This window comes from Thioclava sp. DLFJ4-1 (genome assembly GCF_002020145.1).
Taxonomy (GTDB): Bacteria; Pseudomonadota; Alphaproteobacteria; order Rhodobacterales; family Rhodobacteraceae; genus Thioclava; species Thioclava sediminum.
Genome location: NZ_MPZT01000007.1, coordinates 72,414 through 95,240 on the forward strand (window position 1 = coordinate 72,414; position 22,827 = coordinate 95,240).

A 22,827-nucleotide genomic window follows, 5' to 3' on the forward strand; every position below is an offset into this window, starting at 1 on the left:
TTGCTCCTTGTTCTTTCGTAGTGGCTGCGTGGGGTCAGACCGGCGCACGGGGCCCTGCGATAATGATGCCGGCGCCCAGAAGGCAGATGCTGACGCCGATCAGATCCCACCGATCCGGCCGGACGCCTTCGACCGCCCAGAGCCGGAACAGCGAGGCCGCGATATAGATGCCGCCATAGGCTGCGTAGGCTCGTCCGGCGGCGGCGCTGTCAGCCAGCGTCAGCAGGTAGGCAAACAGCGCGAGCGAAGCCATGCCCGGACCGACCCACCAGATCGGCTTGTCCAGCCGGAGCCAGACCCAGAAGGCGAAGCAACCGGCGATTTCGGCAAGTGCGGCGCCGATATAGGCGGCAAGGGTCGGCATGGGATTTTGGGTCTCCTGTCGTGGTCGAGGGTCGCTACCCCGCGCAGCAGCTGAGTGCACCGACGTCTTTCTCGAAAGTCTGGGCGGCAAGCTTCAGCCCCTCGACCGTCGTGAGATAGGGCATGATGGTGTCACCAAGCTCCTCGTAGGTGAACCCGGCCCTGAGGGCCATCGCGGCGGTCTGGATGCTGTCGGCGCCCTCAGGGGCGAGGATCTGCGCGCCCAGCAGCCGCTTGCTGCCCGCCTCCGCCACCAGCTTGATCAGCCCACGCGTATCGCGGGCCGCCAGTGCGCGCGGCACGGCGTCGAGCGGCAGAACCGAGGTGACGACCTCGTGCCCGGCGGCGCAGGCCTGCGCCTCGCTCAGGCCCACGCCCGCCACCTGCGGGTCGGAAAAGACCACCCAGGGCATCGTGCCATTGTCATAGGTGCGCGCCTCGTCCGCCACGGCGTTCCGGGCGGCGATCTTGGCGCCGTAGGCCGCCATGTAGACGAATTGATCGCGCCCGGTGGCATCGCCCGCGGCCCAGACGTTCGGGTTGGCGGTGCGCATCTGCGGGTCGACGACGATCCCGCCCGGCGCATCGGTTTCGATCCCGGCGGCACCCAGGTTCAGCCCGTCGCTGTTCGGCATTCTCCCGGTGGCGAGCAGCAGGCGCTCGGCGCTGAAGGTCTCACCCTCGTTCCCGGTCAAACGCACGCCACCGCCGTGGCGCGCCACACTGTCGTAGCCGGAGACGCGCGCGAGGCGGATGCCCTCCCTGGCAAGGTAGATCTCCAGCGCCTCGGAGATCTCCGGCTCAGCCTCCGGAAGCACGCCTCTGCGGCTGACCAGCGTTACTGCGACGCCGGCCCGGACGAAAAGCTGCGCCAGTTCCACGCCGATGTAGCCCGCGCCGAGGACCAGCAGAGAGGAAGGTAGCGCGGTCATCTCCAGCGCCGAAGTGCTGTCGAGGGCGTCGACCTCCTCGATGCCTGGAATGGCCGGCACATGCGGCCGGGAGCCAGTCGCTAAGATGATCTTCGTCGCCGGAAAGGCGGCGCTGTTCACGGTCAGTCGGCCGTCGTCGTCGAAACGGGCGCGGCCCTCAATGTATTCTACATTCTCGTGCCGGGGCAGCACGTCGGCGTATTTCGCCGCGCGCAGCTCATCCACCAGCGCCTGCTTCTGTGCCACCGTCGCGGCCCACTCGGTCACGCGGGCCTCCCCCTCGATGCCGTTGAACCGGTTGGCCGCGCGCGCGTGGTGCAGGCCTTCGACCGCGCGGATCAGAGCTTTGGAGGGCACGCAGCCCACGTTGACGCATGTGCCACCAAGGGTTCCGTCACCGATCAGGGCGACCCGGGCCCCGGCCTCGGCAGCGGTGATTGCGGCCGAGAATCCGGCGGAGCCCGCGCCGATCACGGCAAGGTCATAGGCGCCGCCCTTGGAAGTGCAGCAATCTCTCATGTCAGTCTCTCTTCATCTGGTGCGTTGGCGCTGCCAGAGCGCGTAGAGGGTGATGCCGATGAACACCGCGAGCGCGGGCAGAAGCACGATGTCGAGCCAGCCCATCAGGGCCGAAAGTCCGACCGCGCCCAGCAGGATCACCAGGATCGGGGTGAAGCAGCACAGCGCGACGAGGACGGTGCCGATCAGCCCGTATTTCAGGAGGCGGTCATTTTTCTTGGAGGAGGTTTCGAGTTCGGTCACGACCCGCTCCCGTCGACCAAAGTCGCACCGTATCCGACGCCGGAGACGGTCGCGATCAGAGCGTCGGGGTCGGTGACGGAATCGTCGTAGTGCAGAACATAGATACCATCCTCGGCGTCGCCTTCGACGAACTCGGCGATCTCGACCGTGTCCACCCGCTTGAGCGCGGTCGCGACTATGTAGCTGCACGAGGGGCAGGTCAGCCCCGTGACGTGAAGCCGAGTCTGCGCTTCCTCAGCCAGGGCCACCGCGGGCACCACAAGCAGGATCGCAGCAAGCAGGATGCGTTTCATGAGAACTCCGTGTCAGAATGTCAGGACGAGGGGAGCGGCGTAGGGAAAGGCCAGAGCCAGGAGCACGACCGCCAGCGCTCCCCAGAGCAGCCCGCGCATCAGACGGCGATCCACGGGACGGGCGCAGGCACCGTCTCCGCAATCCTCGGTAGACACCGGGCGGTAGGCCTTCCAGAAGCCATAGCTGAGCGCCGCTGCCGCGAAGGAAAAGGTCACCCACTTGTAGGCGTAGAGCGCGGTGAGCTGCCCGATGAAGACCCCGGTAACGCCAAGGCTCACCAGAACAAGAGGCAGGATGCAGCAGGAGGTCATTGCCAGCGCGCCGAGCACCCCGGCGCCGGTCGCGGCCCATCCCGTCCTGTCGGGTCTTTCATCAGCCTTTCGCTCGGTCTCGATCGCTTCCGACGTCATCGCCTCATCCCGTTGTCTTTCATCGAGCTACAACGTAGGGTCTGTAGCAACTACAGGATCAAGGAGAAATCCAGTGCCAGACGATCACGCCAACGCGAGCGAGCTGAAGCGCTCCGATCTCGCCCGCCTGACCGGCTGCAATCTCGAGACGATCCGCTACTACGAGAGCGTCGGCCTGATGCCCGATCCGCCGCGCACCTCTTCGGGCCATCGCCGCTATGGCACAGCCCATGTGGAGCGGCTCAGCTTCGTGATGCGGGCCCGGGATCTCGGCTTCACCATGGGGGAAATCCGCGATCTGCTGGGCCTGGTCGATTGTGGAAGCCAAACCTGCGCCGAGGTCGAGCAGATGGGGCGCCACCATCTTGATGTGGTTCGCGCCAAGATTCGCGATCTTCAGGCGATCGAGGCTGTCCTCGACGAGACCATTGCGTGCTGCACCGGCTCCGATACGCCTGAGTGTCCGCTGATCGACATCCTTCAGCAAGGACATACGGCGTCGTAAACGAGCTGGAGTCCCCACCGCATCGGGCAATCCGCAGCTATCGGGTCTCGAATTTCTTCCAAAGCGGCGTGCCGTGATACAGCCAGGGCCGGTAAAGGACGCGCCTCGGATCAGGCGCCTTCCGCGTTCGACCGTTCGCCTTTACCGAGTCTGCGCCCAGCCGCATTGCAGGCGTAAGCATCACCGGCGATGTTGTAGCGCGCTTGGGCACCTCGATCGTCTCATCGCTCCCGGGAACGCGAATTGCGGACATTCCCTCTTCGACCGGTGCCTCGCTGCCGGCGCTCGCGCCGGGGCCCTTGTATTGCCGCGGCTCGAACCAGTTGTAGTGGGCCCTGTAGATGTTGAGGAATGCCATCAGAACAGCAGGATTGAAGACAGCCCCGTTGATGTAGGCCGGTCCGTTTCGCGACCCTTTGCCTCCAGCTCGTTTCGTTGGACTCGTTCGATGACGCAAGGAGGCCATAAAGGTGGAAACGGGCTGCACAGTGGCTCTCAGCGCTCGTCGCGCCAGCGCGGCCCTCAGGTCGGGATCGCTGATCTCTTGATCGAATGCGAGCTTCTTGAGCGGGTCGCGATATTTCTTCCGAAGAAGGGGGAATCCGACGATCTTCCGCGTTTCGCCGAAATACTCGGCCGGTGATCGTATCCAAATCTGGGGGAACTGGCGCGACTGGAAGTTCGCGATCGAATACGGGATTTTCACCCCGTTTCGCGCTTCTGTGAACGCCGTAGACATCCGTTCGGCACAGAACTGTTCCAAGAGATACCGGTCCGAGATTTCCTCGCCGAGAACCGCGCGGACCTTCTCTTTGTAACCCTCGAGGGCCTCTCTGAACCGCGCCATACGCTCCTTGCTTTTCGGCGCAGAGACCTCCTTGTCGAAAGAGATGACGAACCATTCGAACATGTCGTCATCGATCATGCCCCTGAAGACGTGCGGCACGACACGGACCATTGTCGCTTCCTGCTCACCGACAAGGGTGATCTTGCCCTTTGGCAGCATGTCCCGCAGGCACGCGAGGTGCGCGGCCTTCGTATAGGTCGGCTTCACCACACTTCCATTGAAGCTGCCTCGGAAGTCCCGGTCTGTGTCGTGAAACCCGAAATATCCCTGCCGGATCTGGTCCAACTGGAAGCGTTTGTCTTCGGCTTCGTTGAGTTTGTCCTGAACCTCCGGAGGAAGTGCGATGCCGGCATCCACTCTCTTTTCGTAGGCATTGTTCACGCGCTCGGAAAACACCCGCCAACGGCCCTCGGCGCTGGCAAAGAGCATGGCCTCGTCCAGCCGCCCACTGGGCCGCTGGAAGTGCATCTTGGGAACCGTGAAGCTGATGCCCGACTTCTGGGTGTAGGTCTGTCGAAGGTTGGTTGGCTGACCTGCGTCGTCGAGGTAGTGCTCCTCAATGAACTCGACGGGATCGACATTCGGATCGAAGTTCGCGTCGATCCGGAAAACATATCCGCTTCGAATATCCGCGGAGACAGAAAACTGGAGCGGTGTGAGCCGTCGATCGAGACGGCTCTCCCAGTTGACAGAGATCGTCACGTCATCGTGGGCGATCCTCGTGTGGCTGAAACGTTCCGACGCATCCTCTTTCTGCTTCCACTCCCTCAGCTTCGCTTGCTCGAAAGCCAGCAGGGTCTTCTCCAACCAGAAGATTCGACTGTAGAGGCGGCTGACGCCGATCTGTTTTCCGGTGTCGGGGTCGGCCAGCACACGGCGCATGGTTGTGATGCTGTCCCCGTTGACGATGCACCTCAGGATGCGGACGTTGTCGCGCAGTTGCTTCTGCGCTTGGTGATCCAGCGATACCGAGATCCGCGCGCCACGTTTACCTTTGCAGGGGCGGTGGATGATCCGGAACCCTGAGGGCTTCGCTCTTCGGCGATTGCCACCAGCCGCCAGTTTCCCGTGGGTGCCGTTGAAGATGAACTCGTCGGGGTTCGCGAGATACCGCGCGCCGCATGCGCCGCATACCGGACCCATGAGGCTGCCGCCTGCGAAGAGCAGTCGATAATACTCTTCCAGGAAGTGCTCGTTCGACAGGATCGTGAAGCTGATGTCGCAGACGCCGTTTCCGCGCTGATGACCGCACTCCATGGATCGGCCGTCGTCCCAACCGACCGGATCACCGTCGTATTCGAAGACCTCCGAAATACGGGGATGATGATCGTCGCTCGACATGGTGTAGGAGCCGAGCCCGGTCGTCAGGGCCGGAATGCTCGCCGCGGCCGCCTGCTGGCGCTGTGCAGCGTTTTTTCCTTTGAACACCGGGATCGTGAAGTCCGGTGCAACACCGAAGTTGCCGCAGTCTGGGTCGCCGCATGTATTGAGGTTGAAATCTGCCAACACGGCAGGATAGACTTCCGGTAGGTTCAGCTGTTGAAGCTTCTTGACCATTCGGCCTCCGATCTTTCGGTATTGATCTGTCAAGAAGGCCTCCAGGACCGAACGAGATGTTGGCCATTTTTCCTGCCAACGAAATCCCAAAACGATTTTTCTGCTTACTGTTGCGTCGGGACAATTCTCCCGCTGCTCGTGTAAACGGCGTGTAAAAATATGTTCATAAAATCAAACGGCTACCGAGACATTTCTCGGCAGCCGTTGCAGTTGTGTCCCAGAACCCGGAATGAGCCAGCGTTTCCTGCCGAGGCTGTTGAGGTGATGGATCGCGTCATCCGAAGCACAGAGGCGCACTCATTCTACGCCAAATCTATTGCCGCCAGCCGCGAGCCAGCTCCCACCCCCGCGGACATGATCGCCGATACAGAGGCAACACTAGCTTGTTCGCTTCAGTCAAAATGCATCTTGGCGTATTCCGTAAGCGGCGCAACCGGCGTCCGCATTGCCGCCCGGCGCCCCAAATTGCCGCTGATCCTCATGACCCGCGATGAGCGCGTATCGCGCCGGATGGCGCTGGTTTGGGGCATGCGGTCTATGCAGGAACCTTCGATCAGCGACTACAACTCGATGGTCGCCACCGCGAAGGACGAATGCGCACGCCTTTTGTCCCCGGCGACCGGAGATACGATGGTTGTCCTGTCGGGGTCACCTTTTGGCAAGGTCGGCAGCACCAACAACATTCGTGTCGCGACGTTTCGATAAGGGAGCCCTAAGCTTGAGAGCGCAATTCACGGGATTGGTCTGACCTGCTCTGCCTACGTTTTTGGACCGCCGACGTCGGAGTTTCCGGACTTTGTGAAGACGCCGGGTTGGTTGCGCCAAAGCACGGACACCCGAACCTTGCGGTCCGGGTGTGCCTTTTCCCCGCACATGCGGGGGACGCGCCATGCCTTACGACGAGGATAGTCGCTGAGTTCGGGTCATTCCTGCACATGCAGGAGAAACTCATTCAGGCTGGCGATGGCCTCCGTTGACCGGAGACGGGTTGAGCGGGATTTTCCGCGGCCCGGACTCTTAAATTCTTCGGGCCGTTCGAGAACCGTATCGGCCCAACGCAGCACGTTCTTGTATTCGTGCACCGAGAGGAACTCGGCCGCGTCATAGAGCCATCCTTCACGAGCCCGCCATACCACCGGAAGACCGCGGTATCGGCGATGGTGTAGTCGTCGCCCCCCAGATAGCGCGTTTCGGCAAGGCGACGGCCGAGAGCGTCGAGCTGGCGCTTGGTCTCCGTCGCGAAGCGGTTGATCGCGTTGGGGCGTCGCTTCAGCCTTCGGTCAGGTGATCCGCGAAGTGCTCGAGAAGGGTGTCGCTGGAAAGCGACTTCTCCGCGTAGGCCAGAGCGTCTTCGGGCGAGAGTGCGACGATCCCAGCCGAACCGATCCAACCATTTGTGTTATACGGCTGGGCAAAGGGCGATCGCGCTCCGCCTTCGCCCTCCATGAAGTAGTTCCCTTTCGGGCTGCGGTAGAGCGTTGCCTCCCAGAACCAGAAATCGGAGACCGATAGTCCCCCGGTCGAGCCGATACAGCCGATCTCGGTAGCGGTCGCGGTGTCGAAGATTTTGCCGTTGATGATGGTCTTTGTCATGTGCAGTTTTTCCATTCGTTTGGTAGGGTTGATGTGGGTGGTGGCGTTTCCGCGGATGTGGAACTTCCGGGGAATGCATTGCGCTCGATATCGAAGCGAGTTTCTGGAAGCCGAGGCGCGGTTAATCGGAGTCCCAAGGTGTTTGAGACGGGATCGACGGATCGGGCGTGGCAAAGGGGAGCACATGGTGTTCCTTTGAAGAGCTGGTCCGATTGGCGACAGTGTCTCCGTGCGCCTCAGAAGGGATATGGGATCGCGCGGGAGCGGACGGAAATCGAAACAGAAGATTTTTTTCGGCCAGTTTCGTGGGCGTGACCGCAGGTCAGAAGGGGTTCGGTTCAAGTTCGAATATTGGGGACGGGGAGACCTAATCGGCGCTAGTGGGCGCGTCTCTTGCAGCGTTTAAGCTTAGGCCTAGCGCCAGTGGTAGGCGATCTCGACGAGCAGGCCGTGGTCGCCGGGGTCGCGGGTTTCGCGGAGGTCGATTGCCTGATCGACTTCTTCTTTGACAAAGCTATTCCACCCAAGAAACCCTGGCGCCGTCCCGGAATTCAGCGACGACAGGGCGTCGGCGCGCCTGCTAAGTGCGCCATAGTTTTCGTCGCGCAGGTCGTCGAACATCATTTTTTTCAGGATCGGTCCGGCGGATTCGGGATCGCTGCAGATTTTACTGGCAGTGGCTTCGTCCAGCGAAAGACGTTCGGCGGTAATCCTTACCAGAGTTTGGTCCCAGTTCAGCTCTTTGTGGAGCCACTTGGGCGTGGCGTCGCTGTGATCCGCGCACAAGGTCTGGTTCTCGCGCTGCGAACACGCACCGATGATTTCCAGGGCTGGGTGATCAGACTCGCCGAACTGCATCTCGACATAGTCGTAAAGGTGGATTTCAAGGTCCGCCACACTGACGGCCTCACCCAGATCGAGGTCGGCTTCGGTGATGAGCAAGCATTTATTGCCGTAATGTGAACTCATGATCAGTTTCCTTTTTTGCGGCGGTTGCGTGTGGGAGGGGCAGCCGCGCTAAACGTGTTCCGGAGATGGCTAGCCGCACGATCCCGTTTTGGCCACGCTTTGGACTTGGTTTGACCTCTCTTACGAGGGGCTTTTGGAGAGAGGAGCAGACGCGGTGCTTGCGCGCCTGCAGTATCGCGAATTTGTCTTCACGCCGGTGCGGCCGGGGTCCGGCTCGATAGGGTGAACCACAGGACCTCAGTGCGACCCTGCCATCATGAACGCTTCGATTGCCGATGGAGAGCCCCGCGCTAACGTCGTCGCAAAACGCGTTTCAGGCAGCCGCGCGGGAGCCGATCAGGCGTAGCTATTCGCGACCGGTGAAGGCGCCGGACGAGACCTCTGCATCGGAGCCTTGCATTGGGCCGAGAGCCGCAACTCCTCCTCAAGGGCAGGGCGATGCTCATCGACGAGGCCCATCAAAGCTGCGACCTTCTCGCTATCCGCTTTTTCACGGAAGCTCAGCTGCAGATAGACGTCGGCGTTGGCACAGTAGGCCTTGATGACCAGTGGGCTGAGCTTCGGGTGCTTGGCCTTCCTGGAAGGGGCGCGAACCCTGAGGTCGAGATAGGAGCCCGCGCGGTCGGAAAAGCGGAAGGTGATCCCCCCGCTGCATGTCCGGGACAGGACCCGCAAAATCGGGGCGTCGAAAAGTTTCAAGAGATCAAAAACCGCGAGAAGGTCGGTGTCGTCGAAAGCTTCAAATGAAGACATGCGTAAGTTCCTTTTCAGTGTTGGTGCGGAGGGGGAAGAGGAAGGAGCGCCGATGATCCGACTTGCGCGGGACCTGTCGGTCTCAGAGTTGAAGACTGGGGCGACTTGCGAGCGCCCATGCGGGAACGCGTCCGACCCTCGCGGGGCGTGGGCGGAGGTGTTGCCTGCCGATTGAATTTTCAGCAGGCTTTGCGATAGCGCGTTAGGTTCTCGTAAATTCGGATGACGTCAGAGTGATGCTACCGAGGAAACGGAGTGCGTTTCCCCGGAACCTGTTTTGCGATGATCAACCTGAATGCGATGCCGCCCCTGTCCGACGCGACTTCAAGGGCGGTTTGCCAGTTTGAATAGTCGCGACGGAAAGTCTCATTGGGATGCTCTTGCGCGAGCTTCGCGTGCGTTTCAAAATCCCTCGCGAGCTTCTTGGCCGTGCTCACCCCCAACGTGCCGCTGCAGGCCGCGAGCTCGATGAGTTGAGAAAATGGCCACAGAGGCCGAATGTGGCACGATTCAAAATATTGAGAGCTGGCATCCGACTTCTCGTCGTTGATGCCGTATTCGAATTCCTTCTTCGCGATCGCCAGCTTTGCAAGCTCCCTCAAAAAGTCGTTGTTGTAGCAATAGGAGCCGGCTTCGAAGTGGTAATGTTTTTCGAATTTGTAGAATTTGTCGTGTTCGAGATCCAAAGCATAATGTGCGAAATCAGGGTCGATCGCGGGAACAAAAGCATCGATTGATTTGCCGGTGCCCATTTCGATCGCCTTATCGCCGTAGGCGAAGGCGTCGACGCGGCGAAGGTTGCTAAAAGCGTGAACGGTAAGACCCATGGTGTTTCTCCAGATAATATTGGGTGTTGATTTCGAGAATTTTCTCGCTGGGGGTAGATTTGGACAAGCTGTATTGATCTGGCTCCGCGCAGATTGCGAAACTCAGCGGCAGATTTTTGAATATCTGCCAATATTGTAAGGCTAGGGGAAAGGGGGAGGCGCCGTGCGTTAGGATATGGCTATAAGAAGCTCTGTCTCCAAAACGAAGATATTACGTTGAAGTGAGAAGATCTTTCATTTGAAACCATACCGGCACAAGACTAAAACGGTCGTTTCTTCGAACGCGAGTCTGGTTTTCCGGCGATCAAAGACGGTTTGTGAGGCTAGTTCATTTTTAGTTTACCTTTCAGTTTGGGAGGATCAATGTCGGGACGAAGAGGTTGCGGTTCTGTTGATATTTGCATTGGCTACCGGTTGCGTTTTCGATTGGCCACAAAAAAATATCTGGTTTGACCTCCCTATTATCTGCAGCCAGGGGCTGGCTAAAACAGGACGATGACGTGGTAAATCAGTGATTTGGAAGTCAAGCGAAACACGCTCTCCAGCTTTTGTCTGAAGGAGTTTGTGATGTTCGAAGGTCGATTCGTGAAGTTACGACGAAGGCGGTCTTGGGCGCTCGGGCAGGGGGCTATTAGCTCATGAGTTTCTCGCTGTAGGTTCGGTGCGTTAAACAACGCGCCGCGCGGTGTGGTTCGGGTGGTGATGGCGCTCGGGAAATACCCTGCGCTGAGGGAAGAGATATCGCCGAAAATCGTTTTCGAGAAGATTTTGAGAATGGTTTGACCTCTTTTTTTTTGGTGGCGGCAGGTGACGCCACCTTGGGTGGGACGAAAGGTGCGGCGCGCGTAGCGAACTCTTTTCGCCGCATCCGGATGTGAGGTGGGCCTGGTCGGAGGATGCGGAAGGAAAAATCTGCAGAAATTTGAAATTTCCTGGACGACAAAGAAGCGCCAGGCCGGAAACTCCCGGCCTGGCGCTCTTTCCTTTAGGTATTGGTGGCAAGCGACCTACGCCGAAGCGCATTCACCTGACGCTCTGCGGCCAGCTGATCGAGCGCCGTTTGACGAAGATTGCGGACGCGGCGCAGCTGCTCCCAGAGTCGCCGGATCGCCTCGAGCTCCGGGTCGAGGAAGGCGTAGTCGTCGGTGTCGGAGTTCAGCGCGATCTCGCGGTAGCCCGGAACGCGGCTCGCAAGCGTGTCGAGCACCCGGGTTTGCAGCAGGTCCAGAGTGGCCTCATCGCCATCGTGATAAAGCTCGCCTGTGCGAAGCGCCTCAAGCAGGGCGCGGATGCGCGGTGCGTCCTGCTGTAGGTCGAGGGGACTCTCTTCAAGAGCAGTCTGGAGGGCGCGCGCCGCCTCGATCGCCGCACGGGCGGTGATTTCGATGTTGGGCTGGATTTGTGTAATGGTCATGAGAGACTCCTGTTTCGATCTGCTGGAGCGCAGATCGTTCAAGGTCGCGCCGCCAACTGGTGGGGGCGGCGCGAAGGGCGGTCAGGCCGCTTGCTGACGTTGGGATGTGTCGGCGCGCTCTTCCGCCTGCAGATCCGCGAGGCGGTCGGTATATTGGTCAGTGAGGAGGCAGATTTCTTCGACAACGGGGTCGTCGGGGTCGAGGTCGGCGAAGTATCCCGCCTCGAAGCTGTCGAAATCGTCCACGAGCTCGAGCGTAAGCAGGTCCGAGACCCACTGGAGCTGCCGCCACAGCGTCCGGGAAATCGGGGTAGGCTGCGCCAGATCGCGCGTAAGAGCGGCCACGCGATGCGCGGCCTGGGGACCGCCGAGGCGCGTGGCGGCGTCGCGAAGCGCTTCACGATTTTCGGTGAGGAACTCGGACATCAAGATGCGTGCAACGGGAATGTGGTGATGGTGCATGGGACAGATCCTTCTGTCGTGCCCGACGGATTTTCCGGGGGCTTCAAGAACGGCTCTCCAAGGAGCCATTTCGATTGAGGTGAGGTGGGGTGAAGCGCGAGACCTCGGAGATGGCCCAAGGTCTGTTTTGATTTTCTGAAGTGAGCCGCTGGAGCCGTGATGGCGCTTCGCTTCGAGAGCGCCATCGACGGGGCAGGGGCTTAGAGGTGTTTGTTCCTCAAACGGGGCATTTTTCAGCGGCCGTATGCTGGGCGAGCAGACGTTTTTGCACCACGAGCATCCGCTCGAACGGACGTCCAGTCAAAGCGCCAAGCACCGGGGTGCGCAGGTCCGGGCAAACGCAGAGCGCGGGGTCGTTGGTTCGGATCACGCGCGTGCGCGCGCCAAGAAAACCGGTCGCACGGTCGAGGCCGCAGGCCATCGCGGCGGTGAGCGACAGCTCGATCCCGAGCGGGTTGCGCGCTTTTTTGCGGCTTGACGTTCCGTAGGCGATGCAGAGCCAGCGCTGACCGTTGTGATGGGAGACCGCAAGCACGAGGCACGGGCGCGGCTTTGGGCGCTCCTCTGTCACCCCCTCTCGTAGCGGGAAGCGATAGGAGATGATGTCACCGGCCTTAATCGTGTCGGACCAAGGTTTCGGGCGCGGCGGTTTGGCGGGGTGTGTCGAAGGGGTCTCAAGCATGTGTCAGTCCTTAGAGTCGGAATGACGCACGAAATTCGGAGGCCGGGATTGGCTTTTCTGTCGCGCGTCACATCGAGCGCGCGACAGAAAAGCCAATCGCAGGCTGCCTCTCTATTACTCTCTGACTTTGCTGCCTGTTCGTGGGTCGCCGCAGTCATGGTCCCATACGGCACGGCGCGGAGGCGGGCCGATCAGCACGGCCGGTTTTGGCCCGCCAGAACCTTGGCTAGGTGCCCCCGCGCAGGGCGCGTTCAAGCCAATGCGCCGCCATTCTGCACATCCGTTTCTCATCGCCAGTCTTCGCCCCACGTTCCTCGTTCCGGGGGCCGATTTGATCGATGAAAGGCGTCGATGAAAATTTTTTCGAATTTTTTTCATCTTTCGATTTTTGTTTTCCCGGGACCGCCCGACTTCCCCTTCACATCAACCAGGAGAAGTCCTCATGACTATTCACGTCCCCGCTCAATCGACCTGCGTCTCTTCCGCGCTCGATCAGTTCTTCACGCGGCCCGAGATTGCCAAAGCCTGTTACGGCCGGCTCGTGGACCTCTATCCGGTGCAAGCCGGCGATCTCTGGATCGAGCCGTCTGCGGGCTCCGGTGCGTTTCTCGATCTGATGCCGAAGGCCAGTATCGGGCTCGACCTCGTTCCCGCCGCGGATGGCATCACCTACGCAGACTATCTCGACTGGACGCCGCCGAGCGGGTTTCAGCGTCACGTGGTCGTCGGCAATCCGCCCTTCGGGTGCAACGCGGACAAAGCGATCGCTTTTTTCAACCGGGCGGCGGAGCACGCGCAGGTTATCGCGATGATCCTGCCGCGCTCTGTGCGGAAATCTTCGGTTCGGCGTAGGCTCGACGCGATGTTTCATCTCGTGGATGAAGTTCTGCTGCCGAGCGGGGCTTTCTTCTACGAAGGCAAACCCGCCTCCGTTCGCACGGTGTTTCAGATCTGGGAGCGCCGCGACCATGCGCGTGTCGAGGCTCCGGTTCGTATCAACCATCCGGATTTCGTCTTCTGCGATGCCGCCGAGGCAGAGTTCGCCATCCGTCGCGTGGGCGGCGTCGCGGGCCGGATTTTTGATGACCTCGCGCATCGCGCACCGAACTCGCATCTCTTTGTGAAAGCAGCCGAGGGCGTCAGTGCGGAACGTCTGCGCGACCGCTTCGCGCAGCTGGATTTCAGCGAGGTGCGCGAAGATTCCGTCGCGCATTACTCGGTCGCGAAGAGTGATGTTGTCGCCCTCTATGAGGCGCTGCTCGCCGCGAAAGGGCAGACTGCGAGCAGTTTGCTCGATGGCAGTGACCGCGACACCAAGAACGCGTTTCGCGAGGATCGCCCGAAGGGTGTCGAGAATAAGGCAAGTTGCCAAGCGCGGTGCGAAGCGCAGCGCTCGGAGCCCAAGCTGCGGTCCATCAGCGAGAAAGCGTCGCCCGATGTTCCCCCGCAAAATTCGAGTCAAACCACTCCGGAAACCTCGCCCCGCCTCGCGCGGCCCGCTAGGACGCCGGCCGTGCGCACCTCTCACTTTATCAAAACAGGACAAAATATCATGCAAAGCAAAACCAAGGTCTCTGAACTGAAGACTGCAACTCTCTCGGTGCGGAATTTCGAACTCTACGCTCATACCGAGGATCTGCTCTTCCTCGAAGCGGAGCTCGTGTTTGAGCTTGCCGCTACGCGCGTGCAGGTCGTCGCGGAGATCACCATCACTGGCGAAAATGTCTCTGTGCACGCCGAACGCATCCAGGACGAAATGGGCCTGCCTATCGTGGGAGAGCACTTGCTGGCGGGTATTATCGCCAATCGCCGCGAGGAAATCGCCGAACTCGTGCGGGCTGCGGCCGTGACGCGCGCTTGATGACGAAGCCTTGCGAGTCCATCGGGTTCGCAAGGCTCCACACCGGAGGCGCGAGACAACGCTCTGCTTCTTCGGCTTCCTGATACAAAACCAAAGGCAATCAATGCTGCAGTATCACTGACCTGCCACTGAACTTTCATCCAGCCGCGACCGGAGCCCGGTTGGTGTTGATCCGCACCCCAGAGCTCTACCGCCCTTAGGCAGAGTTTCCCGGCTTTGCTCAGGGTGGCGGGCTGGTGACGCCCCCTGATTTCGTCAGCGTGATCGGAGCCTTGTTCCCGATCGCGCCGTGTGGCCGTTCCTCATTGTAGTATCTACGCCAAGCCTCCAACTTTTCGGTCGCATCCGCAAGGGTGAGGAACCAATGCTGGTTCAAGCACTCGGTCCGGAACCGGCCGTTGAACGCTTCGATGAATGCATTGTCGGTCGGCTTGCCGGGGCGCGAGAAGTCGAGGGTCACGCCACGCTGATAGGCCCAGAGGTCCATGTCGCGAGACACGAACTCGGTGCCCTGATCGACTCGGATAGTCTTCGGATAGCCTGTCTGTCGGCACACCCGGTCCAGCGTTGCGACCACATCCTCGCCGCGGTAGCTGAACCGGACATCGAGCACTGGCACGTAGCGTGAGAAGGTGTCGATGACTGTCAGAACCCTCAGCTTCTTGCCTGTCGCAAGCTGATCGTGAACAAAGTCCATTGCCCAGACGTCGTTCGGGCCGACCGCCTCGGCGCGGTCGTCACGCAGCTTGGCCTTCACACGGCGCTTCGGCGTCTTGTTCCTGAGTTGCAATCCCAACTCCCTGTAAATCCGATAGACTTTCTTGATGTTGATGTTCCAGCCCTCACGTTCGAGCAGGACGTGAACGCGCCGGTAGCCATACCGCACGCGCGTTTCACAGATCTCCCGGATCCGCTTGGCGACAGCAGCCTGATCGGCGCGGCGAGACTTGTAGTGGAACGTCGAACGGTCGAACCCCATAGCCCCACAGGCCTTTCGGATCGAGACCGCCCAATCGCTACACATCCCGCGAACCAGTTCGCGCTTGCGATCAGGCTTCAGAGCTTTCGGCGGATGACGTCTTGCAACATCTCCCGATCCAGCGTCAGGTCCGCGACGATCTTCTTCAACCTGGCGTTCTCATCCTCGAGCTGCTTCAGTCGTCGCATCTCGTCAGGCAGAAGGCCCGCGTATTTCTTCTTCCAACTGAAGTAGGTCGCCTGGCTGATCCCTGCCTTCCGACAGATCTCCGCGACCGGCGTGCCTTCCTCGCCTTGCTTCAAAATGAACGCTTTCTGCGCGTCCGAAAATTTGCTCGCCTTCATGCGACTCCACTCCTCTTCCAGCCAAGGAAGCGTAGCGGAAAACTCCAGCTTCAAACGGTCCAGTTTCCGGGGATCAGATCAAAGTTGGGTCGGACTCTAATCGATGGTGGAGGAAAAATCCCGTGGCAGGTCACTACAGGCCTATTAGCTGCATTTTGTTTAAGCGGCCGCTATGTTGGTCTTGCCGCAGCTGCCATGCTGCGGCGCCGTCAGGCCGCTTGCCGCCCTTTGGGAAAAGTATGGTCAGCAAGCGGCTGCAGACCTGTCGATATTCTCATCGAAGCTCGGGCCCGGCACTGTCCCCGGAAGGGGCCCAACGCCTTAGCGCGAGACTGTGCGTTCAGAGCTGGTGCACTAAACTTTGCACTATCAGAGATTAGTATTCACTGGAGTGAGTGCTTCAGACGGTTGCGAGAATTTGTCTTGCTACAGTGTGCATGTTCACGGGGGTGTTGCTCAGCACATGCGTCACAAGTTTTGTGAGGAAGCTTGCGGCATCGAGTCCTTCGGGAACTTGGTCCGACAGAATTTCCACACGTGGAAGACGGGCAACTTCTGCTGCCCCTATGGAGCCTTCGGGTGCGGGGAGCACGTCATCTTTCTCGGATGGCCCGGGCATTTCGATCTGATCGTCAGCCTCAGGACGATTGTCGTTGGAGGCGACATCGTCGGCGTAGTCGATCAATATAACGCAGGTCGAATGGTAGGCGTCGTCCTCCCTGCCGAGCTTGGAAATTTGGTCGAACAGCCACGCGGCCGTGTCCGGTTCCTGAGTTAGGATCGTAGAGCGCAAGCCGAACAGAAAGCCGAGAGCGGCTATTGGGTGCCGAAGCCGAAGGTTTTTGGCGTCACCGTAGGATTCCTCGATCCTGTTTGGGGCATTCTTTCCGAATGACGAATCCATCCGCTTTGTGGAAACCAGAAGTTCCGGGCCAGTGGCCCAATCCGTCATGATAACGTCGACTTGTTTTAGGTAATTCTTGCCAAGGATAGAGGCGCTAGCGGAGGTAACGCCGGGTATGGCGCCTTTCTTTGCAAGACGGCTTTCGAGTTTAGAGCGTTCCTGCGTCGGAAGGGTGTCTAGCAGTTTCGCGACCGAAAGTGGCAGGATGCGCGGGTGCGTCGGTCGGGGCCAGACATGGTCGGACGCAAAGCCTGCACGGCGAAGTTCGTAGCTGAGCCAGACATCCAAGGCGAGCGCCGGGATCCCGGACTGAGTTGGAGCATTTAAGTATAGCGGCACGCCGAGCAAGGTTTTTAACACCTCGTAGTCTGGAGCGAAGCGGCGTTTTCCGTCTGGAAGTCGCACCCAAGGACGATAGTAATCGTCCTTAGTTACAGCCTTAGCCACGATGTGATCGAAAAGCGGCCACGCCTGCGCTTTCAGGGATTTACTTGCTGCCATTACAGGTTCTTTTAGTTAAGAGGTTCGGGTGAATAGTGCCGCCAGCGCTGCAAGTTTTCGATAACGTCTCGCGCGGCGGCTTCGCCGATTTCCGCAAGGCGCCTGGGATCCGGAATGGCAATGCGGGCAGCTTCGCGAGGCTCGAGTTTCAGCATGCCGCCGCCAAGCGGATGGCCTTCAAGCTCGCATGAGAGTTGGAAAAACGGCGTCGCCCGCACCGCTTCGACAGTCGCGGTGTCTTTCTGATCCTTTAGCGTCAAGCAATGTAGTGTATTTGGACAACTCGCCTTCGCGTCGTTGCGCACGAGATTTACTGAGCGACCTGACATGTAGCTGAGGAAGAAATTCGGTATCTTCACGTCCGGAACTGCATACCAAGGCTCCCGCACTCGACATTTATAAGCGGTCCTGGCTATCTCGCCTTCAGAACTATCTAAATATCTCCTGACAGCTGCCGGGACATTCTGCCCCCGTTTTAGACGCAGCAACTGAACCGGCGCATCCTCGGCAAGAAGCTGGCGAAACGATGCGCGCGTTAACACGTCGGCGGGAAGCATGCGGCCATTGCGAATGACTGGTTGGAGCAGCGAGTTCGGAATTCCCCAGGATTTCGCCTCAGAAGGGCGCAGGTGAAAAAAGTCATTTGCGCCGCTTACATATCCGATCCCCACCGTTCCCATGTCGCCAAGTCGGCGTGTCGTTGGGGCCGCAGTAAGGTCACTGTAGAGTGCGCGAGCTTCAGCAGAGATCAGGAACGGACGGAGACGACGATTCCAAGTCGTCCTCCACTCCGCTAGGGGAACCTGCACGGTCGCGGGTGGTGGTGCATTGCAAGCGCTGAACTGCTCCATGACGGTCAGCGTTATCTGAGTGGTCTGTTCCCCTGCTCCTTCGGCGTAGAGCAGCCAGCAATCTTCCGAGAGGTCTGGAAACAGTTTTTCGCGCACCGCGATTACTTGGACATGCCGAAAGCGAGCGCATAGCCATTCAATTAGGGGAGCGGCATAGGGGGCGTGCCCAATTTCGGCTGGCACCACAAAGGCCATTCTGCCGCCCTGCTTAACCAAACTGCCTGCGGCAACCAGAAACGGAGCCCAGGAAGACGCGAGCCCAGTAAAACTGGCACCCTGTTGGGCGCACAGCGCGATCGCAGCTTTGCGGACCTCCCCTTTGAACCGCTGATAACGAATGAATGGTGGATTTCCCGCTGCACACTCGAAGCGCGCTTCGGTATGCGATGCCCATCGGAAAAAATCACCCTCATGAATCAACGCACCGGGTGCCTTCATCTTGGCTACAGCTGCTGACCGGGGGTCTTGTTCAACGCCGACAGAATTGACGTGTCCCATGAGAAACCGGCCGTCTCCGCAGGATGGATCGAGCATCACGTCGGTCTCATCTCGCACCGCCCAAGACACCAAGGAACGCACCACTGCGTTCGGCGTGTAGTAAGCACCGTTCGCCTTGGCGTCACGAGGGATATAGCTCAGGGGCGCGTCAGGTTCGTTGGTCATTTCCGCACAATGTCAGCTGGTTGGTTGTGTGAGAACCAGAACAAATGGTGAATAGAATTCAGTTTCATATTCGAGATCGTTGTTCAAGGAGAATGTTGCATTGATCGACGAAATCAAAGGCTGAAGCCCTCTCCCCGGAGTCGGGTGATTGCAGCAAAATGACCGCCGGTGGGGCAAGTTTACGCAGGGAAGCCCGCCGGACTTTAGGGGTCTTTGAACGTTTTCACGACATCTTCGAGCGTTGCCTTCGCGGCTGTAAGCTTCGTCACCTTGTTCTTGAGCTTGTCGCGCTCCGCGACCAAGCTATCGATGCGTTTCTGCGCTTTCGCGAGCTGCTCGGTCAGCTGCTCCGTCTTCTTGATCGATCCCTCGAGGTCATCCTCCAACGCGGCGATGCGCTTGTCGCGATATTCCATGGAGGCGTTCGCCGCATTGAGCGAGCTTTCGGTGGTCTTTTGCATGTCCCGATGTGCTCGGGCGAGGAGCATATGAACATGTGAAGTCAACTCCTCCATACCGGGCTGGAGTTCCTCGACCATCCCGGAAGGCAAAGCGGCGAGCAGCCGTCTTTTCTCTGCTTCCTTTTCGCGTTCGAGAACCCGCTGAATGACCTTTTTGACAGCTTCCGCGCTCGGGGCCTTCGCGATGCCCGCCACCTTGAGCCAGTCACAAACGTTTTTCCCGTTCAAGTCCTGACCATTGAAACGCAGATCGGCGATCGCATCGGCGATGTCGTCATCGGTGTAGTTCGGTTTGCGCCCTGCAGTGCTTTTTTCAGTCATGTAACCTCGGTCTTCATGTAATCATTCGTTGATTCATTTGATGAATGGCATTCAACGAATAGCTGCGTGCGGCAAGCCTCATTGCCCGGCCTGACAGGGACATCGTCTCGGCCTGGAAATTCCAAAGCCGATTTTTCTGAAAAAGTCGGGCACGCCTCGACCCGACGTCTCGCTCCGACGTCAAGGCGCCGCAGAGCGCCAAAGACATTCCCTTCGCGCGGTTTTCGAAGTGCAGAGAAGGACGGCTAGCTTTTCCGAAATTGCCGACGAAGCGCTCTAAAGCGCTTCGTCGCATATCGTTGAGCACGCGACCTTCTTCTCAAGGTCCGCCATCGCGGACTGCCATTCGCGCACGGATGCCGTGACGCGGAAATCCGTGAGATAAGCGCGCTGCGAGTAGCGGTTTGAGTGGCCGAGGAGCGCCTGCGCTGCCCATGCCGCATCCGGTTCTTCCGTGCGGATCAGGTTCGTAACCAGCGTCCGGATCAGGTGCCCGGAAATTCCGATTTCCTCTTGGAGAAGAGCGCTCGGGTGGTAGGTGCCATACCCGTCCTCCCCAAGACTGAGCAGGTTCATCCCATCCAATTCCGCCATGCGGTCCTTGAGCTGCCACGACGGACGATCGGCCAGCACATGCGCATCGAGAAGGCGGCCCGTGAAGGGCCAGAGAGCACCCAGTTCCTTCCGGCGCCGCGTCTTCGCTTGGCGAAACTCGACTTCCCAGGTGCCATCGGGCAGCCGTTGGATCTCGCGACCAATCCGAAACCGTGACAGGTCTCCCTGTCGGTCCGACCCGTTGACCAGAAGCGCGAAGACCACGGACTTGCGCCTGAGCCGTTCGGCCTGAGCACTGTCCCCTCGACAAGACGTTGCTGCCTCGGAAAGTCGCGCGGCCGCATGCAGGATATCGGCGAGGTCGAACGCCTTCAGAAAACGTTGGACCTTTGCGCGTTTGCCTTCCGGCTGATCCTCCGCTTCTGCCCGCAACTGGCCGCGGATATCCGCAAACGCTTCTGCGGCGGCCCGGTCGAAGAGCCGGCCGCGATAGGCGAAACCTTCCACACGCTCGAAGTAGTCTGCGGCGGAGCGTGCCGAGACCCCGCGTTCGACGAGCAGATAACGGAGGAACACCTCGGCGAGATTGGGACAGAAGGTCTCACCGAGCGCGATGCCGTGCGCGGCAGCCCAGGTCCGGGCGGTCTCGCAGGTTCCGATGGCGGCGACGACGGACGCGCGCGACTTCTCCCGAAGCGGCTTGTAGACAGTCTCACCGCGGCGAACGACCCGGTCGAGAAGAGGGAGGGCCTCGCGCCAAAGCGCAGGCCATTGCTCGGGCAGCGCCGCGATCCGGGTAGAGACTCGAGGCTTTTTCGGTTTGCTGCCGTAGGTCGAGTTCAACCAGCGATCCCAGTTTTTCGTTACGTCTCGGGCCGGGGCAAGCGGCACGGAGCGATCAAACCGCGTAAGGGCCGAGATCAGGGTCCGGTAGCTCGTCCGGCTGCTTGCTGCAGCCTCGAAGTCTTCGCGATTTGCTGTTTCGGGGGTTCGACCCGCCGCCGCGAGGGCGCCATAGAAACGCTCGAGCGCGGCGGGTGCGCCGCGCCCCTTGAGCGTGCCTTCAACAACTGCCTCCGCAACCGCGCGGGCGACAGGCTGGGGCACGTTCTGCATTCGCGCAAGCAGACGTGCGACCCGCTCGGCGCGCGAGAAAGTTTGATGAGCCATGAGGCCTCCTCAGGAAAGGTTGAGTGTCGGGTCGAGGCGCTGGATCACTTCGGCAAAGAGACGGGCCGCTTCGCGTCCGGCTCCGCGCGCGTAAAATGCCTGCACCGTGTCGAGCTTGTCGCCCAGCAGGTCAGCGACGACGCCGTAGGCGCCGGGGTTCTGTGCAATATAGAGCGTCGCGCCGACATGCCGCATCAGGTGCGGATTGAGGCCGATCACGCCAATGCGCGACATGCCCCGATTCCAAAACTTGTTGAATGTGCCCCGCGAGATCGCCTCACCGCTCTTGATACCCGGGAAGAGGTAAGGATTGAGCTCGGGATCTATCCCATGAGCCGCGCACCACTTTTCGCGCCCTTCCTCGATCCAGAGCGCGAGCGTCTTCCACTGAACCGCCGGCACCTCGTGGAAAATGTCGCGATTGTTTTTCACACGCGTCCGGGCAATGTCGATCATCGCCAAGGACCCCTTGCGACGCGGGAGGCAAAGCTCGGCTCCTTGCCCGCTTATTGTCAGCTCGTGGATGTTGCGCGTCCGCAGGGGGCGCGAGAGCTGAAGAGCCATCGCTGCCGAGGCCATCGCCAAATGAAGCGCCTCGGTCTGGGCGTGTGCCCCCAGTTTGTCCCACCCATCAAGCCCGCGCCGTGCCTCGCGCGCCAGAACGCGCGGACCGGTTAAAATGGCTCGAACCACTTCGGGGTTGTGATCCAAGAGCATTAGGAATGCCGCACGTTCTGCCGCCATCTCGTTTGCGTAGTCACTGTGGACGGTGTCGGAGAACCGCAAATCAGCGATCGCATCGAGCACGTCGTCACCGAGGTCATTACGCTTCGCGAGCGTATCGAGGGTCGCGAGCCATGAGTGCGTCGAAGACGTCTCCTTGGCCGTCTTGAGGGTTTTGCTTTGCTTCGTTCTCTCCGCGTATTTTGCGGTCGCCATTTTGACATGCTTGGAGGTCAGAAGGTCTTCAAGCTGAGTAACGTCAGGGGGTGGGGTGCGGTCCGACCATGTGTGCCGGATCAGCCAGGACAGAGCCTGGCGGTGGTTTTTGCGTCTAAGCTCAGGGTTGCGGATCTTGCGCTTGTTCTTGCTCCGTCGCGGCAGCGGGTCTTCGCCGAGTTTGCCCCCGAAACGATCGCGCTGCGGCCGCTCCCCATTGATAGCCCGCTCGATCGCCGTTTCGCAGGAAGCGACCAGAGATGCGGGGAGTGCCGTCCAGTCGAGCGGAGCGTCCCGCAGTCCCGGAAGGGACCCCACCGGCGATGTCGGGAGCAGGGCGGCGATCTCGTAATGCCGGTCCCTTTGGGAGATCATCTTGTCGAGGAGCTTGATCGAGCGACGGAAGGACGCGGTCTTGTCTGCGGGAATACACGAGAGCGCTTCGGCGGCCGCACCGTTATCGAGTTCTGCGGGAAAAACATGCCCGAGGCGCGCCCGCAGATTTGCGAGCGATACATCTGCCATTCCGGGCAGCAGTTTTTTCCCATCGGGCCCCGGACGGTTCTGCACTCGCTTGGCGTAATTGATCAACTGGTCCCATGCGAGGCGCGCATCGGGAGCGACAGACGCCTCTGCAGTCGCCTCCTGCGCTTTCCGGATCGCGGCGCTGATTTTTCCCGACCAGGTATGAAACGCGCGCTCCGCCGCCTTCGGCGTCGCGGCCCGAAACTCCCCGGCCCAGACGATATGGCGGGCAATCTCGGTCCAGGCGACGTCATCCGCAGGGATCTGTTTGAGGGTCCGGCCGGTCATCTTCTCGACGCGGCGAAACGCTGCGCCGTAAGCCCTTGCGGAGGACTCGGAATAGAGATTGGGCAGGGCGAGGTAGATATCGTTGAGAGTCATTA

General features: G+C 60.1%; 22 protein-coding genes and 1 pseudogene. 3 read left to right on the top strand and 20 right to left on the bottom strand.

What is annotated here, in order from left to right:
- Window positions 1-34: 34 nt before the first annotated feature.
- The 5 genes from BMI85_RS20220 to BMI85_RS20240 are packed head-to-tail and all read right to left on the bottom strand — an operon-like array spanning window position 35 to window position 2,761.
- Complete coding sequence (locus BMI85_RS20220) at window positions 35-364, bottom strand: YnfA family protein (RefSeq protein WP_078602578.1); 330 nt, start codon at window positions 362-364, stop codon at window positions 35-37.
- 34 nt (window positions 365-398) lie between these two features.
- The gene (gene merA, locus BMI85_RS20225; RefSeq protein ID WP_078602579.1) at window positions 399-1,814 is read right to left on the bottom strand and encodes a mercury(II) reductase; all 1,416 of its coding nucleotides are present in this window, start codon (window positions 1,812-1,814) and stop codon (window positions 399-401) included.
- Window positions 1,815-1,826: 12 nt separating this feature from the next.
- The gene (gene merF, locus BMI85_RS20230; RefSeq protein WP_078520059.1) at window positions 1,827-2,057 is read right to left on the bottom strand and encodes a mercury resistance system transport protein MerF; all 231 of its coding nucleotides are present in this window, start codon (window positions 2,055-2,057) and stop codon (window positions 1,827-1,829) included.
- Window positions 2,054-2,350 (bottom strand): cation transporter, encoded by a 297-nt coding sequence (locus BMI85_RS20235; protein ID WP_078520058.1) that lies wholly within the window; start codon window positions 2,348-2,350, stop codon window positions 2,054-2,056. The genes merF and BMI85_RS20235 overlap by 4 nt, the downstream gene beginning before the upstream one ends.
- 12 nt (window positions 2,351-2,362) lie before the next feature.
- Window positions 2,363-2,761, bottom strand: coding sequence for a mercuric transporter MerT family protein (locus BMI85_RS20240; protein WP_078520057.1), 399 nt, complete (start codon window positions 2,759-2,761; stop codon window positions 2,363-2,365).
- 73 nt (window positions 2,762-2,834) lie between these two features.
- Between BMI85_RS20240 and BMI85_RS20245 the strand changes: the two genes are divergently transcribed.
- The gene (locus BMI85_RS20245; RefSeq protein WP_078602580.1) at window positions 2,835-3,266 is read left to right on the top strand and encodes a helix-turn-helix domain-containing protein; all 432 of its coding nucleotides are present in this window, start codon (window positions 2,835-2,837) and stop codon (window positions 3,264-3,266) included.
- Between the two features lie 37 nt (window positions 3,267-3,303).
- Here the strand turns inward: BMI85_RS20245 and BMI85_RS20250 are convergent, their stop codons facing one another.
- Window positions 3,304-5,670, bottom strand: a complete 2,367-nt coding sequence (locus BMI85_RS20250) for a hypothetical protein (protein WP_078602581.1) — start codon at window positions 5,668-5,670, stop codon at window positions 3,304-3,306.
- A 264-nt stretch (window positions 5,671-5,934) separates the two neighbouring features.
- Here BMI85_RS20250 and BMI85_RS20255 point away from each other — a divergent pair, with 264 nt between their 5' ends.
- Window positions 5,935-6,375, top strand: coding sequence for a pyruvate kinase alpha/beta domain-containing protein (locus BMI85_RS20255; protein WP_168174831.1), 441 nt, complete (start codon window positions 5,935-5,937; stop codon window positions 6,373-6,375).
- A 323-nt stretch (window positions 6,376-6,698) separates the two neighbouring features.
- Here BMI85_RS20255 and BMI85_RS21720 read toward each other — a convergent pair.
- From BMI85_RS21720 to BMI85_RS20290, 8 genes and pseudogenes are all read right to left on the bottom strand, one after another.
- A pseudogene (locus BMI85_RS21720) lies at window positions 6,699-6,922 on the bottom strand (glutathione S-transferase C-terminal domain-containing protein); the annotation flags it as partial.
- Between the two features lie 17 nt (window positions 6,923-6,939).
- Entirely contained in the window at window positions 6,940-7,263 is a 324-nt protein-coding gene (locus tag BMI85_RS21725; RefSeq protein WP_168174832.1) for a hypothetical protein, read from the bottom strand.
- Window positions 7,264-7,677: 414 nt separating this feature from the next.
- Window positions 7,678-8,232 (bottom strand): hypothetical protein, encoded by a 555-nt coding sequence (locus tag BMI85_RS20265; RefSeq protein WP_078602583.1) that lies wholly within the window; start codon window positions 8,230-8,232, stop codon window positions 7,678-7,680.
- A 336-nt stretch (window positions 8,233-8,568) separates the two neighbouring features.
- Window positions 8,569-8,985 carry a hypothetical protein gene (locus BMI85_RS20270; protein ID WP_078602584.1) on the bottom strand — a complete coding sequence of 139 codons (417 nt, stop codon included), beginning with the start codon at window positions 8,983-8,985 and terminating at the stop codon, window positions 8,569-8,571.
- Between the two features lie 239 nt (window positions 8,986-9,224).
- Complete coding sequence (locus BMI85_RS20275; RefSeq protein WP_078602585.1) at window positions 9,225-9,812, bottom strand: hypothetical protein; 588 nt, start codon at window positions 9,810-9,812, stop codon at window positions 9,225-9,227.
- Between the two features lie 985 nt (window positions 9,813-10,797).
- Window positions 10,798-11,226: a hypothetical protein gene (locus tag BMI85_RS20280; RefSeq protein WP_078602586.1), complete on the bottom strand. Its 429-nt coding sequence runs from the start codon at window positions 11,224-11,226 to the stop codon at window positions 10,798-10,800.
- An 81-nt stretch (window positions 11,227-11,307) separates the two neighbouring features.
- Window positions 11,308-11,688 carry a hypothetical protein gene (locus BMI85_RS20285; RefSeq protein WP_078602587.1) on the bottom strand — a complete coding sequence of 127 codons (381 nt, stop codon included), beginning with the start codon at window positions 11,686-11,688 and terminating at the stop codon, window positions 11,308-11,310.
- Window positions 11,689-11,905: 217 nt separating this feature from the next.
- Window positions 11,906-12,370: a type II toxin-antitoxin system PemK/MazF family toxin gene (locus tag BMI85_RS20290; protein ID WP_143595215.1), complete on the bottom strand. Its 465-nt coding sequence runs from the start codon at window positions 12,368-12,370 to the stop codon at window positions 11,906-11,908.
- Window positions 12,371-12,812: 442 nt separating this feature from the next.
- Here BMI85_RS20290 and BMI85_RS20295 point away from each other — a divergent pair, with 442 nt between their 5' ends.
- Window positions 12,813-14,231, top strand: a complete 1,419-nt coding sequence (locus BMI85_RS20295; protein WP_078602589.1) for a hypothetical protein — start codon at window positions 12,813-12,815, stop codon at window positions 14,229-14,231.
- A 220-nt stretch (window positions 14,232-14,451) separates the two neighbouring features.
- Here BMI85_RS20295 and BMI85_RS20300 read toward each other — a convergent pair.
- The 6 genes from BMI85_RS20300 to BMI85_RS20325 all read right to left on the bottom strand — a co-directional run bounded on the left by BMI85_RS20300 (window position 14,452) and on the right by BMI85_RS20325 (window position 22,825).
- Window positions 14,452-15,554, bottom strand: a protein-coding gene (locus BMI85_RS20300; protein WP_143595217.1) for an IS3 family transposase whose coding sequence is annotated in 2 segments (ribosomal slippage) — window positions 14,452-15,293 and window positions 15,293-15,554 — 1,104 coding nt in all. Because the reading frame shifts where the segments join, the coding sequence is not laid out codon by codon here.
- 400 nt (window positions 15,555-15,954) lie between these two features.
- Window positions 15,955-16,959 carry a hypothetical protein gene (locus tag BMI85_RS20305; RefSeq protein WP_078602590.1) on the bottom strand — a complete coding sequence of 335 codons (1,005 nt, stop codon included), beginning with the start codon at window positions 16,957-16,959 and terminating at the stop codon, window positions 15,955-15,957.
- 11 nt (window positions 16,960-16,970) lie between these two features.
- The gene (locus BMI85_RS20310) at window positions 16,971-18,473 is read right to left on the bottom strand and encodes an N-6 DNA methylase (protein ID WP_078602591.1); all 1,503 of its coding nucleotides are present in this window, start codon (window positions 18,471-18,473) and stop codon (window positions 16,971-16,973) included.
- A 203-nt stretch (window positions 18,474-18,676) separates the two neighbouring features.
- On the bottom strand, window positions 18,677-19,255 hold the full coding sequence (locus BMI85_RS20315) for a hypothetical protein (protein WP_078602592.1): 579 nt from the start codon (window positions 19,253-19,255) through the stop codon (window positions 18,677-18,679).
- Between the two features lie 276 nt (window positions 19,256-19,531).
- Window positions 19,532-20,980, bottom strand: a complete 1,449-nt coding sequence (locus BMI85_RS20320) for a hypothetical protein (RefSeq protein WP_078602593.1) — start codon at window positions 20,978-20,980, stop codon at window positions 19,532-19,534.
- 9 nt (window positions 20,981-20,989) lie between these two features.
- Window positions 20,990-22,825 (bottom strand): site-specific integrase, encoded by a 1,836-nt coding sequence (locus BMI85_RS20325; RefSeq protein ID WP_078602594.1) that lies wholly within the window; start codon window positions 22,823-22,825, stop codon window positions 20,990-20,992.
- Window positions 22,826-22,827 lie beyond the last annotated feature (2 nt).

Excerpts from the sequence above, each read along its gene's own strand:
- merA (WP_078602579.1), bottom strand. The coding sequence starts at position 1,814 with ATGAGAGATTGCTGCACTTCCAAGGGCGGCGCCTATGACCTTGCCGTG.
- BMI85_RS20310 (WP_078602591.1), bottom strand. The coding sequence starts at position 18,473 with ATGACCAACGAACCTGACGCGCCCCTGAGCTATATCCCTCGTGACGCC.
- BMI85_RS20265 (WP_078602583.1), bottom strand. The coding sequence starts at position 8,232 with ATGAGTTCACATTACGGCAATAAATGCTTGCTCATCACCGAAGCCGAC.
- BMI85_RS20325 (WP_078602594.1), bottom strand. The coding sequence starts at position 22,825 with ATGACTCTCAACGATATCTACCTCGCCCTGCCCAATCTCTATTCCGAG.
- BMI85_RS20275 (WP_078602585.1), bottom strand. The coding sequence starts at position 9,812 with ATGGGTCTTACCGTTCACGCTTTTAGCAACCTTCGCCGCGTCGACGCC.
- BMI85_RS20315 (WP_078602592.1), bottom strand. The coding sequence starts at position 19,255 with ATGACTGAAAAAAGCACTGCAGGGCGCAAACCGAACTACACCGATGAC.
- BMI85_RS20285 (WP_078602587.1), bottom strand. The coding sequence starts at position 11,688 with ATGCACCATCACCACATTCCCGTTGCACGCATCTTGATGTCCGAGTTC.
- BMI85_RS20295 (WP_078602589.1), top strand. The coding sequence starts at position 12,813 with ATGACTATTCACGTCCCCGCTCAATCGACCTGCGTCTCTTCCGCGCTC.
- BMI85_RS21725 (WP_168174832.1), bottom strand. The coding sequence starts at position 7,263 with ATGACAAAGACCATCATCAACGGCAAAATCTTCGACACCGCGACCGCT.
- BMI85_RS20270 (WP_078602584.1), bottom strand. The coding sequence starts at position 8,985 with ATGTCTTCATTTGAAGCTTTCGACGACACCGACCTTCTCGCGGTTTTT.
- BMI85_RS20240 (WP_078520057.1), bottom strand. The coding sequence starts at position 2,761 with ATGACGTCGGAAGCGATCGAGACCGAGCGAAAGGCTGATGAAAGACCC.
- BMI85_RS20280 (WP_078602586.1), bottom strand. The coding sequence starts at position 11,226 with ATGACCATTACACAAATCCAGCCCAACATCGAAATCACCGCCCGTGCG.
- BMI85_RS20305 (WP_078602590.1), bottom strand. The coding sequence starts at position 16,959 with ATGGCAGCAAGTAAATCCCTGAAAGCGCAGGCGTGGCCGCTTTTCGAT.
- BMI85_RS20250 (WP_078602581.1), bottom strand. The coding sequence starts at position 5,670 with ATGGTCAAGAAGCTTCAACAGCTGAACCTACCGGAAGTCTATCCTGCC.
- BMI85_RS20220 (WP_078602578.1), bottom strand. The coding sequence starts at position 364 with ATGCCGACCCTTGCCGCCTATATCGGCGCCGCACTTGCCGAAATCGCC.
- BMI85_RS20290 (WP_143595215.1), bottom strand. The coding sequence starts at position 12,370 with ATGCTTGAGACCCCTTCGACACACCCCGCCAAACCGCCGCGCCCGAAA.
- BMI85_RS20255 (WP_168174831.1), top strand. The coding sequence starts at position 5,935 with ATGGATCGCGTCATCCGAAGCACAGAGGCGCACTCATTCTACGCCAAA.
- BMI85_RS20320 (WP_078602593.1), bottom strand. The coding sequence starts at position 20,980 with ATGGCTCATCAAACTTTCTCGCGCGCCGAGCGGGTCGCACGTCTGCTT.
- BMI85_RS20235 (WP_078520058.1), bottom strand. The coding sequence starts at position 2,350 with ATGAAACGCATCCTGCTTGCTGCGATCCTGCTTGTGGTGCCCGCGGTG.